The organism is Methylomonas sp. BG-2 (genome assembly GCF_057766305.1).
This window is the reverse complement of sequence record NZ_JBYMAP010000115.1, coordinates 1-13642: the sequence shown is the minus strand read 5'-3', so window position 1 is coordinate 13642 and position 13642 is coordinate 1. Positions and strand designations below refer to the sequence as shown.

The 13642-nt window shown below is 58.5% G+C and carries 15 protein-coding genes; 5 read left to right on the top strand and 10 right to left on the bottom strand.

All coding sequences use genetic code 11. The features are described 5' to 3' along the window. Positions 1–349: 349 nt before the first annotated feature. The gene (msbA, locus tag AC3B8H_RS12430) at positions 350–2092 is read right to left on the bottom strand and encodes a lipid A export permease/ATP-binding protein MsbA (protein ID WP_488441888.1); all 1743 of its coding nucleotides are present in this window, start codon (positions 2090–2092) and stop codon (positions 350–352) included. A 77-nt stretch (positions 2093–2169) separates the two neighbouring features. Between msbA and AC3B8H_RS12425 the strand changes: the two genes are divergently transcribed. The 5 genes from AC3B8H_RS12425 to AC3B8H_RS12405 are packed head-to-tail and all read left to right on the top strand — an operon-like array spanning position 2170 to position 6880. After that, positions 2170–3312 (top strand): glycosyltransferase family 9 protein, encoded by a 1143-nt coding sequence (locus AC3B8H_RS12425; RefSeq protein WP_488441887.1) that lies wholly within the window; start codon positions 2170–2172, stop codon positions 3310–3312. Between the two features lie 48 nt (positions 3313–3360). After that, on the top strand, positions 3361–4083 hold the full coding sequence (locus tag AC3B8H_RS12420) for a glycosyltransferase family 25 protein (protein ID WP_488441886.1): 723 nt from the start codon (positions 3361–3363) through the stop codon (positions 4081–4083). A 4-nt stretch (positions 4084–4087) separates the two neighbouring features. Next, positions 4088–5290, top strand: a complete 1203-nt coding sequence (locus AC3B8H_RS12415; RefSeq protein ID WP_488441885.1) for an O-antigen ligase family protein — start codon at positions 4088–4090, stop codon at positions 5288–5290. Beyond that, positions 5283–6026 carry a glycosyltransferase family 2 protein gene (locus tag AC3B8H_RS12410; RefSeq protein WP_488441884.1) on the top strand — a complete coding sequence of 248 codons (744 nt, stop codon included), beginning with the start codon at positions 5283–5285 and terminating at the stop codon, positions 6024–6026. The genes AC3B8H_RS12415 and AC3B8H_RS12410 overlap by 8 nt, the downstream gene beginning before the upstream one ends. After that, entirely contained in the window at positions 6023–6880 is an 858-nt protein-coding gene (locus AC3B8H_RS12405) for a glycosyltransferase family 2 protein (protein ID WP_488441883.1), read from the top strand. Before AC3B8H_RS12410 ends, AC3B8H_RS12405 begins: the two co-directional genes overlap by 4 nt. Here the strand turns inward: AC3B8H_RS12405 and AC3B8H_RS12400 are convergent. The 9 genes from AC3B8H_RS12400 to AC3B8H_RS12360 form a co-directional block, all read right to left on the bottom strand. Continuing rightward, positions 6842–7264, bottom strand: a complete 423-nt coding sequence (locus AC3B8H_RS12400) for a DUF2802 domain-containing protein (RefSeq protein ID WP_488441882.1) — start codon at positions 7262–7264, stop codon at positions 6842–6844. The two genes, AC3B8H_RS12405 and AC3B8H_RS12400, sit on opposite strands and share 39 nt — an antisense overlap. Beyond that, on the bottom strand, positions 7264–7425 hold the full coding sequence (locus AC3B8H_RS12395) for a hypothetical protein (RefSeq protein ID WP_488441881.1): 162 nt from the start codon (positions 7423–7425) through the stop codon (positions 7264–7266). Before AC3B8H_RS12395 ends, AC3B8H_RS12400 begins: the two co-directional genes overlap by 1 nt. Before the next feature lie 67 nt (positions 7426–7492). Beyond that, positions 7493–7966: a chemotaxis protein CheW gene (locus tag AC3B8H_RS12390; protein WP_064025049.1), complete on the bottom strand. Its 474-nt coding sequence runs from the start codon at positions 7964–7966 to the stop codon at positions 7493–7495. Positions 7967–7985: 19 nt separating this feature from the next. Then, the gene (locus AC3B8H_RS12385) at positions 7986–8687 is read right to left on the bottom strand and encodes a chemotaxis protein CheW (protein WP_488441880.1); all 702 of its coding nucleotides are present in this window, start codon (positions 8685–8687) and stop codon (positions 7986–7988) included. After that, positions 8684–9487, bottom strand: a complete 804-nt coding sequence (locus AC3B8H_RS12380; protein WP_488441879.1) for a ParA family protein — start codon at positions 9485–9487, stop codon at positions 8684–8686. The genes AC3B8H_RS12385 and AC3B8H_RS12380 overlap by 4 nt, the downstream gene beginning before the upstream one ends. Positions 9488–9498: 11 nt before the next feature. After that, positions 9499–10362: a flagellar motor protein MotD gene (motD, locus tag AC3B8H_RS12375; protein WP_488441878.1), complete on the bottom strand. Its 864-nt coding sequence runs from the start codon at positions 10360–10362 to the stop codon at positions 9499–9501. Positions 10363–10364: 2 nt separating this feature from the next. Further along, positions 10365–11111, bottom strand: a complete 747-nt coding sequence (locus AC3B8H_RS12370) for a flagellar motor protein (protein ID WP_488441877.1) — start codon at positions 11109–11111, stop codon at positions 10365–10367. Continuing rightward, the gene (locus tag AC3B8H_RS12365) at positions 11111–12202 is read right to left on the bottom strand and encodes a protein-glutamate methylesterase/protein-glutamine glutaminase (RefSeq protein ID WP_488441876.1); all 1092 of its coding nucleotides are present in this window, start codon (positions 12200–12202) and stop codon (positions 11111–11113) included. Before AC3B8H_RS12365 ends, AC3B8H_RS12370 begins: the two co-directional genes overlap by 1 nt. 8 nt (positions 12203–12210) lie before the next feature. Further along, positions 12211–13642: chemotaxis protein CheA (locus tag AC3B8H_RS12360; RefSeq protein WP_488441875.1), on the bottom strand; the 1432-nt coding region annotated here is incomplete at its 5' end.

Sequence of the window (13642 nt, the reverse complement as noted above, 5' to 3'; positions counted from 1 at the left end):
TCGAAATTGACCTGCAATTGTAATTTTTCATTGGACTTAGCCATCGTCGTACCCTCATCGTAAACAGGATCGGCGGCCGGATGCGTTGGGCGAACCGGCCGGAACTTGGCGTGAACGAGGCGGAGCGGACAGGGAAACCGACGGCGCGGCTGAACGATAAACGTTCGGGGCGGCAATGGCGGAAAGCTGAATTTGCCGGGGCGCTCCGACCTTGAATCGACCCGTCATCCACTATAGGGATCGGAGACTTTAGCGGCTGTTAACTAATACCCGGCCGGCGCGGTGGATTTTCACAAGCGCGGATGGCGGGACAAACGGCCGAATCCGGCGGGTTCGGCCGGCGGGGGATTTATCCGGCGCCTTCGGCGTCGGCGTGTTGAAACTGCATCCGGTGCAATTTGGCGTAGGCGCCGCCGCGAGCCAGTAACTCGGCGTGGCTGCCGCGTTCGACGATCCGGCCCTTGTCCATCACCAGAATCACATCGGCGGCTTCGATGGTCGATAAGCGATGCGCGACCACCAGCGTGGTACGGCCCTGCATTACCCGGCTCAAGGCCGCCTGGATGTAACGCTCGGATTCGGTATCCAACGCGGAGGTGGCTTCGTCCAGAATCAAAATCGGCGCGTCCTTCAGCAACGCTCGCGCCAAGGCCAGCCGTTGGCGCTGGCCGCCGGATAATTTGACGCCGTTTTCGCCAACCTCGGTATCCAGACCTTCCGGCATCCGCTCGATGAAATCGGTCGCGTAGGCATCGCGGGCGGCCTGCTCTATCGCCGCGCGATCGGCGCCCTGCAACGCGCCGTAGGCGATGTTGTTGGCGACGCTGGTGTTGAACAGCGTGACGTGTTGGGTCACCAGCGCGATTTGCCGGCGCAGGCTGGCCAGCTTGTAGCGTTTCAATTCGACGCCGTCGATCAGAATCTCGCCCTCGCTGTAATCGTAAAAACGCGGCAACAGATTGATCAACGTACTCTTGCCGCCGCCGGAGGCGCCGACCAGCGCCACGGTCTGGCCAGGCTCTATCGTCAAGTCGATGTTACGCAGGGCCGGCGTTTCGGCGCCGGCGTAACTGAAGCTGAGATTTTTGAATTCGATCCGGCCCTGGATGCGTTCGATCTGGTAATCGCCGGTGTCGCGCTCCAACGGTTCGTCCAGCACCTCGAACAAGGATTCGGCGGCGGCGATGCCGCGCAGGATTTCGGAATTGGCATCGCTCAGTTGGCGAATCGGCTTGGGCAACAAAATCGCCGCCATGAAGAAGCCGGCGAATTCGCCCGGCGTCGAGTCGCGCATCACCACCAGCGCCAAATAGACCATCCCGGCCAACGCGATCGAAATCAGCAACTGCATCAGCGGGTTGTTCAGCGACACGGTCATGATCAATTTGCGGTACTGCCGGCGATTTTCCAGGCTGGCGTCGCGAAAGCGGCGGCGTTCATAGTCCTCGCCGCCGAAACTCTTGACGATGCGGTTGCCGGACACCACTTCCGAGGTGATGTGGGTAATGTCGCCGACGGTGTCCTGCATGTTGCGGCTCAACCGTTTCAAACGCTTGCCGACGTAGCTGACCATCGTCGCGACCACCGGCGCGATGGCCAGAAATACCAACGACAACTGCAGATTGGTGTGCGCCAGATAAGCCAGCAAACCTATCGCGGTAAAGCCTTCCCGCACGAAGGAGCGGATCGAGTCCGAGGTTGCCCGGGTGACTTCGCCGATGTTGTTGGTGATCCGCGAAATCATGTAGCCGCTGTTGTGGCTGTCGAAATAATGCACCGACAAGCCGGTGTAATGATTGAAAATGTCGCAGCGCAGCCGGTGTATCAAGTTGCCGGAAATCCGCGCCAGATAATAGTTGCCGAGGAAGGAGCCGACGCCCCGCACCAGGAACAAGCCGACGAACAGCAGCGGCAAGTATTCGATACCGGTGCGGTCTTCACGGTTGAAACTGTCGATGATGCGCTGAACGATCATCGCCAGCGCCGGTTCGGTCGCGGCGTAAATCGCAAATCCGAACGCGCTGACCAGGAACATCCGCCAGTACGGCAACACAAAGCGCATTAAGCGCTGGTAGACTTGGCTGTCGGTCATGGTCTGGCGGGATTTCTGTGACTTGCTCAATGCGGTTTACCTATAAAATAACGGCTTTATTATCAACACGACGACGCATGCCGGCGCCCGAACCGCTCAATATACAACCTAAACGCATTTTGGTGATAACGCTGCGCTATCTGGGCGACACGCTGCTGACCACGCCGTTGCTGAGCGCGCTGAAGCAGGCTTACCCGGACGCGGCGATCGATGTGCTGCTGCCGCGCGGCAACATCGGCATGTTGGAAGGCAACCCGGACGTGAGCGAACGGATTCCGGTTCCGGCCAAGCCCACGCTCGGCGAATTGCTGAAGATTCTGACCCGCTTGTTTCGCCGCTACGACTTGGCGATCTCGACTCAAACCGGCGACCGGCCGACGCTGTACGCCTGGGCGGCCGGCAAGCGCCGTTTGGGCTTTGTCCCGCAACAAAGCGGCAAAGCTTGGTGGAAGCGATGTCTGGTGAGCCGCTGGCTGGTGTTCGGCGACGATTACGGCCACGCGGTGCTGGAAAACCTGAGATTTTGCGAAACCCTCGGCATCCCGCCGGTATTCCGGCTGACCCCGCCCCGTTGCCAGTTGCCGCTGGACTTACCCACGGAGTTGTTGGAGCAAGCCTACGCGGTACTGCACCTTCATCCGCAATGGCGCTACAAGGCCTGGCCGCTAACGCATTGGCGGCAACTGGCCGAATTTTTGGCCGGTCGCGGCTATCGAATCGTGCTGACCGGCAGCGGTCAGCCGGCCGAGAACCAAATCCTGGCGAACTTCAAACTCGGTTTGGGTTGCGAGGTTTTAGATCTGAGCGGTCGTCCAAGCCTAGCCCAATTGAGCGAGCTGATCGGCAATGCCGCGTTGTTTGTCGGGCCCGACACCGGCATCACCCATTTGGCCGCCGCGACCGGCACGCCGGTGTTCACGTTGTTCGGACCCACCGACCCCAGCAAATGGGCGCCTTGGCCGACCGGTTACGCCGAAAGCGGGCCGCCGTTTGCCAAACGCGGTTCCGGCCGGGTCGGCAACGTCCACCTGATCCAGGACGCCGCGCCGCGCGCCTGCCTGCCCTGCCAACTGGAAGGCTGCGAGCGCCGCCAGGATAGCCGTAGCGACTGTCTGGAACAATTGCCGGCCGAACGCGTCATTGCCATCATCGACGCCGAACTGGGACATGAAAGCCGCAACCATCACTCGACGCCAAGACAACAATCGGATGTGTTTTGACGCAAAACCGTCGATAATCGTCCCTTAGCCATCACTTTCCACTGCTGCATGACCGAATCGCCGACGCTCGACCGCATCCTGGTGCTGAATGTCAAAGCCTTTACCGGGCGCCGCCAATTCATGGAACGCCAATTAGCCGAATTCGGCTTAAGCGCCGAATTCGTCACCGACTGGGACGTCGAGGAATTGACCGCCGAGATTGTGAGCCTGACCTTCGATGACGATCGTCTGACGCCGGGCCAACGATCCTGCGCGTTAAAGCATATCGAAGCCCTGCGCCGCATCGCCGCCGCCGGCAACCGTCGAGCGCTGGTATTGGAAGACGACGCGGTATTCAGCCCAGACTTCCGGCTCGGCGTCACGCGGGCCCTGCAACAAAGCGATCGGTATCCGGGCCACAAGGTCATTTACATCGGTTCCGGGGGCAATTTTTTCACGCCGAAAAGTCAACGCCGTCCCGGCCAGTACTTGTATCCCGGCCATCGCGGCCGCTTTGCCGACTCTTACATCATCGACAGCGAAACCGCCCGGCTCCGTCTGAACTGGATAGCGGCCCATCGCATCGGTCAGCCCATCGACAACCAATTCGAAGGCATAGACAAAGCGCTGGGCATCCAAATCCTCTGGCTGGAAGACCCGGTCGTGGAACAAGGCAGCAAGAACGGCTTGTTTCAAAGCGCATTGGAAGACGATCCGCCGCCTTGGCTGAAGGGCTGGCTATTTCGCTGGGAAAAACTCAAACGCAAATATATTTACCAACTGTGGCGTTAACTCCATGACTCACGCATATTCCGACACCGCGCTGAACCTCAGCCGCGGACTGGCGATTTTCGCGGTCGTCGCGGTACCGATGTCCACTGCGGCGACCAGCATCGCCTGCGTGGCCATGCTGGCGGCTTGGCTGGCTTCCGGACGGGCCTGGGCCACGCTGGAGCAATCCTGGCGGCATCCGCTGGGCAAAATGATTGTCGCGTTTTACGCCTGGCTGGTTGCCGGCATGCTTTACGCCGACACGGACTGGCCGGCTAAACTGCAAACCCTGTCGAGCTGGAAGAAACTCGCCTACGCCTTTATGCTGCTGGGCCTGTTTCAATCGCGGCGCTGGCAACAACGCTTTGTCTATTATTTTGTCGGCGTCATGGCCGTCGCCGCTATCGTCGCCATTCCGCTATGGGCCACCGATTGGGTGGTGCGCAGCGGCCGCGGCGCCGGCATCTTCATGACCAATCATTCGACGCAAAGCATGGCATTCACGGCCGCGCTGCTGGGTACGATATTTGTGTTGCGCGAACCGCTGTCGCGGCGTTGGAAAGTCGTGACCTGGGGTGCCGCCGCGCTGTTTGTGTTTAACATTTTCTTCATCAGTACCGCGCGTAGCGGCTATCTGGCGCTGCCTGTCGCGGCGGTCTTTGCATTCGGCTCGCTGTACGGTTTTCGGAAATTGCCGTATTTCATCGGCGCGGCGGCGGTCGCGGTTGCGCTGTTCGTCGCGACCTCGGACACCGTGCAGCAACGGATACAGGTTACGCTGGACGAACAAGCCCATTATCAAACCAGCACCAGCGAGACCTCGATCGGCCTGCGGGTGGTGTTTTACCGAAATACCTGGCAATTGATCCGCGAGCACCCCTGGCTGGGCTACGGCACCTCGGGTTTCAAGCCGGCTTACGAGCAGGTGGCGAAACTCAACGGCCAGGGTTGGCACGCGATGAGCACCGGCGACCCGCACAATCAATATTTGTTTATCTGGGTCGAAAACGGAATTTTCGGCGTGCTGCTGTTTTTAGCCTACATCGGCGTCGGCTTGCGGGAAGGCTTGGCGAACCGGCCTTACGGCGCGGTCGCCGCGAGTTTTTTGGTGGCAATCAGCGCTTCCAGCCTGTTCAATTCGCATTTCAAGACTTTCGCCGAGGGTTATATGTTGGCGTTCTTTCTGGGCGCGTTGCTGAGCCGACCGGCCGAGGCTGACGATGCTTAGCGTCATCGTCATCACCAAAAACGAAGCCAGCCATATCGGCCGCTGCCTGGCCTCGGTGGCCTGGGCCGACGAAATTGTCGTGCTCGATTCAGGCAGTAGCGACGACACCGTCGCGATCGCCCGGCAATTTACCGACCAGGTGTTCGTTACCGACTGGCCCGGCTTCGGCCCGCAAAAGCAGCGAGCCTTGGATAAGGCAAACGGCGATTGGATATTGTCGCTGGACGCGGACGAGGAAGTCGGTCCGGCCCTGGCCGAGGAGATTCAACAGGCCGTCCGCCAAGACGCTAGCCAAGGCTTCGAAATTCCCCGGCTATCCAGCTATTGCGGTCGGCAAATCACCCACGGCGGCTGGTGGCCGGACTATGTATTGAGATTGTTCCGGCGCGACGCCGGCCGATTCAGCAACGAGGTGGTGCACGAACGGGTCGAAGTGCGAGGCCGGATCGGCCGTTTGAACCACCCATTGCTGCACGAGGCCTTTGTAGATCCGGACGAGGTACTGCGCAAAATCAACAGTTATTCGACGCTGGGCGCCGAGAAACTGTTCCACGCTGGCGTGCGCGCCAGCCTGGGCAAGGCCATCGCCAAGGGGCTGTGGACTTTTTTCCGCGGCTACGTGGTCAAGGCCGGCTTTCTCGACGGCCCGCAAGGCTTGATGCTGGCGATTTCCAATGCCGAAGGCGCGTATTACAAATATCTGAAGTTGCGGGAATTACACCGCTTGCGTCGATGAACGCTCTGATTTCGGTCATCGTCGCCACCTACAACTGGCCCGAGGCCTTGGATGCCTGCCTGGCCGGCCTGCTGGCTCAATCGGACAGCCACTTCGAAATCCTGGTCGCCGACGACGGCTCGCGGCCGGAAACCGCCGAGCGAGTCGCCGCATGGCAAGCTATCGCGGACCGGCCTATTTGCCACGTCTGGCACGAAGATCGCGGGTTCCGCGCCGGAACGATACGCAACCGGGCCGCCGCCGCCAGCCGGGGCGATTACCTGCTGTTTGTCGACGGCGACTGCGTGACTTTGCCGGACTTTGTCGCCCGCCACCGCCAACTCGCCGAAACCGGCTACTTCGTACCGGGCAACCGCTGCCTGCTAAGCCAGGCTTATACCGAACAGGTCTTAACACTTAAATTGGCGTTGCATCGGCAAACCAAGGCGTATTTCTTGACGCAACGGCTACTCGGCCGCATCAATCGCTGGCTGCCCCTGCTGTATTTGCCGCTGAGTGCCTGGCGTTACGCGCGCCCGGAGCATTGGCGGAACGCGATGACCTGCAATCTGGCGGTCTGGAAAGATGACTTTTTCAGGGTGAACGGCTTCGACGAAGCTTTCGAAGGCTGGGGATTTGAAGACTCGGACTTGGTGATACGGTTAATTCACCTGGGTATTCGCCGCAAGGAGGGCCGTTTCGCGGCAGCGGTGCTGCACTTGTGGCATCGCCCAAACGACCGGAGCCGTCACGACCAAAACTACCAACGCCTGCTGGAGCGAGTCGCGGACCCGACGGTAATTCAAGCCGAACGCGGCGTGGGCGACTACCTCGAGTTACAAACGACTTCGGCCGCCGTGCAAACGGGTCAGTAACACGGCTTCATCGCGGGTCAAACCGCAGTCGCGCACCAGATCCTCGATGCCAACGCCTTGGCGAATTTTGGCGATCACGTCTTCATAGCCTTGAGCGGGCCGTTCGACGACTTCAGCGACCGTCGGTGCGTTCGGAGCGGGGTTCGGGCGCTCGGCAACCCGCTCGGCAATGCTATTCAGTCTGGCGTCGGCATTTGCCAAACGCCGATCCACCGCAACCGCCGCCGAACACAATCCGGCCAAATCGTCGTGGTTACGCTGAATCTGCGCCTCCAGCAAATCATGGGCTTGCCGGAGCTTGCGGTGATCGCGCAACAAGCGGAACATCAACAACAATATCGCCACGACCGCCGCGGTCAAAGCCCAAAGCAGATATTCGCTCATCACACTCTTTCGTCTATGTGTTCGGCCGGTGGTCGGTCCGGCGGCACTTTAGGCTTGGCCGGCGGCTGTTGCCGTTGCTCGCGACGCCGACGCTCGTCGCGCTCGACCCGAGGAACGACGATGACCGGCGGATTGGGGCTAATCGGAGTGATTTCAATCATGGCCAGCCTCCCGAGGCTGCAACGCTGTTCGGCGACCGTTGCCGCCGGTCCGTAGCGCTTTGGCGAACTAGAACATGTCCAGTTCGGCTTTTTCGTCGTCGCTGAGAAATTTGTTCAAATCGACCAGAATCAACAACTGGTTGTCGCGACTGGTGACGCCTTGGATGTATTTGGAACTCTCTTCGTTACCGACATTGGGCGCGGTCTCGATTTCGGAGGCCCGCATTTCGACGACTTCGGCAACGCTATCCACCAAGATACCGATGATGTGACGGTCGGTTTCGATGATGACGACCCGCGATGCGTCGTCGGTTTCCTTGGACGGCAAGCCGAAACGGTTACGGGTGTCGATAACCGTGACCACATTGCCGCGCAAATTGATGATGCCCAGCACGTAGGACGGCGCGCCGGGCACCGGGGCGATCTCGGTAACCCGCAGCACTTCCTGGACCTGCATTACATTGATGCCGTATTTTTCGTCGCCCAGGCAAAAAGTCACCCATTGCATGATCGGATCGCTTTGTTTTCTATCTTCGCTCATGTTGTTCCATCCGGATTGATTACTGAGGTTTGCGGTGCGGCACCAATTGTTTGACGTCGACGATCGCGGTCAATTCTTCGATCACGGTACCGATCAGCCAAGGGCGCTTGCGCCTGACCGTTCGCCACCGAACTTTTTCCGGCTTCAGTTTGCCTATCGACAAAATTTCGTCGCAAGCCAGACCCCATTTTTTATCTTGAGTCACCAACACGCATTTGAACGGCCGTTCCTCCAAATCGCGCTGCCGGCCGCGGGTCTTGCCGAACACCAACTGCCCGGTGTCGAGCACGCCGATCCGGCTATCCTGATCGTCGAGCAAACCCAGAAACCAGGAAGGCTGGCCCGGAATTTTACCGGGTTTACGTTCAAGGCGGATGGTTCTGGACAAATCGACCAGCGGTGCCGCCAATATCAATTGATCGACCTTGAAAAACAAGGCCTGAAACTCGGTCAGCGCCCAGTCGGGCATGACCGTCAATGCCTGAAGTTTAGCCGGATTTTCTAGCGAGACAAGCGCGGGTTCCGGCAAGCGGATCAGGGCTTTCTCGGTTTGGACCGCAAGCTTTGGAGCCGGCGTTGGCTCAGATCGCTGTTCGACTGGCGCGGCGGTCGTCAGATCGGCCTCGTCGGCTTCCGGAACGACTTCCAACAAGGTTTGCAGATAGGCGTCCAGCGCCAGTTGCTGCTGGACGATGCGCGGAGGCGGTTTTGCTTGTGTCATGAATGCGGTGTCGAAGAGTTGTCGCCGCTTTTTTCAAGCAATAACAATTCCAATAATTCGGTGTAGGCTTCGACCGCCCGCGCGGATTTATCGAATAAAGGTAGCGGCGCGCCGACTCGGCTGGCTTCGCGGACTTTGGTATCGACCGGAATCACCGACGGCCAGGCATTTTCGGGATATTGCCGGTACAGCACGGCCAACGCGTCGCGGGCGGCCTTGGTGCGTTTGTCGAACATCGTCGGCACGATGGTAAATCGCGGCGGCGTCTTGCGCGAATGAAACACCATTTGAATGGTGTGTACCATTCGGTCCAGCCCCTTCAGGGCCAGAAACTCGGCTAACACCGGCACGATCAATTGATCGCAGGCGGCCATCGCGTTGATCATCAACACACCCAGCATCGGCGGACTGTCGATAATCACGTAATCGTAGCGGTCGGAAAGCTTATGCAACGCGGTGGAAATCACCAATCCCATGCCACCGATCGCCGCGACCTGCCGATCCAGCGTGGCAATCGCGGTGGAAGCCGGCATCACCGAGATTCCGTCGAAATCGGTGCGGGCGACATACAGCTCCGGATCGATATTCTTCTTTTTCTCGCTGGCATCCCGAAACAGGTTGTAAACGCCGTACTCGACTTCCTCGGGATTCATGCCGAAATAGCTGGTCAACGAGCCGTGCGGATCCAGATCGACCAGCAGCGTGCGAAAGCCCCAAGTGCTGAGTAATCCACCCAACGTGACGACCGTGGTGGTTTTACCGACTCCGCCTTTTTGATTGGATACTGACCAGATTTTCATACATTCGCCGCTTATTGAGCCGGTTGAGCGACCGGTGCTTCGGGAGGCGCCGGTGGCTGCGGCGCCAAATTCAAGGCCTTGGCACGTTCGTCGTCGCTCATGCCGTAGCGGGCAAATGCCTGGGACATTAATACCAATACAACGCGGCGATTCTTAAAGCGGCCTTCCTCGTGATTGTTATCGGCAATCGGGTGGAATTCTCCATAGCCCACCGCCGATAAACGGGTCGGCGGGATATTATTCTTGACGAGTTCCTTGACGACGCTGGTCGCCCTGGCCGAGGACAGGTCCCAATTGGACGGAAAGTAGCCGGTCGAAATCGGCACGTTATCGGTATAGCCCTCGACATTGATGACATTGGGCACGTCGCGTATTGCCTCGGCCACCTTTTGCAGCACCGGAACCGCCTTCGTCGACAATTCGGCCTTGCCGCTGGCGAACAGCAACTCGCTGTTCATTTCCAGTTCCACCCAAAAATCGTGTTTTTTAATGCCCACCAATTGGCTTTCGACAAAGGGTTGCAACGCGCGTTGAAATTCCTGGGAAACTTCGTCCAGACGGCGTTTTTCCTGCAGGATTTCCTCGCTTAGTTCCCGTTCCTCGGCCGTGACGAGGTTGGGCAGCTCAATCGGCTGCACCGTAGTCGGGATCGCGCCGATCTGAATCGGTTCGGCATCGCGTTGGACTTTTTCGTTATGGAACAAAGCTTGATCCAAAGATTCGGAAAAGGTCTCGTATTTGCCTTTGTTGACCGACGAAATCGAGTACATCACGACGAAAAACGCGAATAACAAGGTCACGAAATCGGCGTAGGACACCATCCAGCGATCGTGGTTATCGGACTGGTGCGGCGGTTTGCGGCGGCGGCGTACCATCGTTATTTATCCAGTAAAAAACCGGAGAGTTTCAATTCGATATTGCGCGGGTTTTCGCCCTCGGCTATCGACGAAATCCCTTCGATGACCATTTCCCTGGCCTGCGTGACTTCGAACACCAACGCTTTCAACTTATTGGCAATTGGAATGAACAATAAGTTTGCCAAACCGACGCCGTAAATCGTCGCGACGAAAGCCGTGGCGATACCGCTACCCAGCAGCTCGGGCTTGGCCAGATTCTGCATGACGTGGATCAAGCCAATCACCGCGCCGATGATGCCTATCGTCGGCGCGTAACCACCCATCGCCTCGAACACCCTGGCTGCTTGCAGGTCCAGATGTTCCTTGGTGGTTAATTCGACATCCAAACAATCTCGAATCACTTCCGGTTCGTTGCCATCCACCAGCAATTGCAGACCCTTCTTGGCAAACCCGTCCTTTTCGGACTCTATCACCGACTCCAGGCCCAGCAAACCCTCTTTTCGGGCCAAGGTACTCCAGCGCACGATTTTGTCGATCTGCTTTTTAAGCTGCAAGTTCTGCGGCACGAATATCCACACAAAGATGCGCACGCTACGCAAAAACACCTTGGGCGGGAACTGCAACAGCGTCGCGCCTAGCGTGCCGCCGGCTACGATCACGAAGGCATGGATGTTGACCAGCGATCCGATTTCGCCGCCGCCCATCAGGTTTCCGCCGATAATCGCGGCAAACCCTATCAGAACTCCGAAAATACTGAGAATATCCATTAATGCAGTCGTTTGAATTGATGGGCGATTTCGCTCAACGAATAAATTCTGTCGGCCAAACCGGCTTCGGCGATTGCTCTGGGCATGCCGTAAACCACGCAACTGCGCTCGTCCTGGGCCCAAATCGCGGCGCCGGTTCGTTTGAGTTGCCTGGCGCCCTCCCGCCCGTCCGATCCCATGCCGGTCAATACCACCGCCAGCATACGCCCTTTGAATTCAGCCGCCAACGAGGCGAAGGCTATATCCACGCCCGGCGCGTACAACTCACCCGGCAATTTGTTTCTCAACGCCACCGTCAATTTGCCGGCGGAGCGAACGAATTCGGTCTGCACGCCACCCGGCGCCAGCAAGGCCACGCCGGTTTGCAGCTCATCGCTGTCCTGGGCTTCGCGAACCTCGATGCCACACAGTTGGTTCAGGCGATCGGCGTAACTCTTGGTGAAATGCGCCGGCATATGCTGAATCAACACGATCGGGAAGTGACACGCCGACGGCAAATGCGTCAAGATTTCCTGGATCGCCATCGGCCCGCCGGTGGACGCCGCGATGATTAACAAATCGATTTGCTCGAGCGTCTCGCCGCCATTCCCAGTCCGGAGCGGCGGCGCCGGGCGGTGCTCGACGGCGGCGGTCCGTGGCGCGACGGGACGACTGTAACTGGAGCGGATGACGGGTTTGGCGGGCATTCGTTGCGCCTGCGCGGCCAATAGCCGCAAACGCAAGCGCAAGGTTTGACAGGCCAGTTTGCGATTCGCGTCGATGTCTTCAAGCTGCTTCGGCAGAAAATCCAGCGCTCCGGCTTCCAACGCATCCAAGGTCGCCTTGGCGCCAACCTGAGTCATTGCCGAAAACATCAGGATCGGGCAAGGCCGGGTCGCCATGATGTGCTTGACGGCGGTGATGCCGTCCATCACCGGCATTTCCACGTCCATCGTGATCACATCCGGCATTAACAGCGCCGCCATCCGCACCGCTTCCTGACCATTCGCGGCCACCCCGACCACTTTAAACTCGGGGTCTTCCTCTAAAATGTCCCGGATTCGCTTGCAGATAAAGTCGGAGTCGTCTACCACCAAAACCCGTATGGTCATGGCGGTCTTCAGATCGCGTATTTTTTCACCAGACCCGGCACGTCAAGTATCAACGCGATTTTGCCGTCCCCGGTGATCGTGGCTCCCGATAAGCCATCCAAGCCGTGCAACTTCGCGCCTAATGCCTTGATCACCACCTCTTCCTGGCCTATCAGTTGATCGACGACGAAGCCGACCTGACGGCCGCCGGCGTTTACCACGACGACATGGCTGGTGCCTTGCGCCTCGGAGGTTCGGTAATACGGCGTCTGCACCAGCCATTCGCTAAGATAAAACAAGGGCAAGGCCTTGTTGCGGACCATGACGACCAACTGCCCGTCCACTTTATTGGTTTTGCTCAAATCCAGATCGAGGATTTCCAATACGCTGGCCAACGGCAATGCAAAGGCCTGCCCACCCAGCTTGACCATTAAAGTCGGCATGATCGCCAATGTGAGCGGAACCTTGATAATGATGGTGCTGCCGCGACCTTCGACCGAATCGATCTCGACGATACCGTTCATTTGCGCGATCCGGGTTTTAACGACGTCCATGCCGACACCGCGACCGGAGACGTCGGAAATTTCGCTCTTCGTCGAAAATCCGGGCACGAAGATCAGGTTGTAACATTCCTTATCATCCAGTCTGGCCGCGCTTTCTTCATCCATCAGGCCTTTTTCGACGGCTTTCGCCCGTAGCACGTTGGCGTTCATACCCTTGCCGTCATCGGTGATCGACAACTGGATGTGATCACCCTCCTGCGAAGCTTTTAAAACGACCACGCCTTCCCTGGGCTTGCCTTGAGATTCGCGCTCGTCGGGAGACTCTATGCCGTGATCGACGGCGTTTCTAACCAAATGCACCAAGGGGTCGGCCAACGCCTCCACTAAGTTTTTATCCAGATCAGTGTCTTCGCCGACCAGATCCAAGCGGATTTCCTTTTTCAAACTTCTGGCCAAATCACGCACCACCCGCGGAAAGCGCCCGAATACTTTTTTAATCGGTTGCATCCGGGTCTTCATCACCGCGAGTTGCAAATCCGCGGTGACAACATCCAGGTTGGAAATAGCCTTGGAAAGCTGTTCGTTGGCTTCGGCGGTGGCCTTCAGGGTCTGGAATCGGTTACGGACCAGCACCAACTCACCCACCATATTCATGATGTCGTCAAGGATCTGGGTGTCCACCCTAACCGTGGTATCCGCTTGTGGGGCCGCCTTGGCGTTGGCGTTGCCGTTGTCGCCACCGGTTACCTTTGCGACCGGAACCCGCTCGCTGTCCGGAAGGGGCTTGCTGACATCGGCTCTGGGCGCCGCCGGTTTCGACACTTCCGGTTTTACGGCTTCCTCAACCGGCTCTGGTTGCTTGACGGTAGGCTCGATGTCGCCCAACGGCAAATTCGCGGCATCGAACCTACCCTTTCCGTGTAACGAATCCAGGACTTGTTCGAATTCTTCGTCGGTG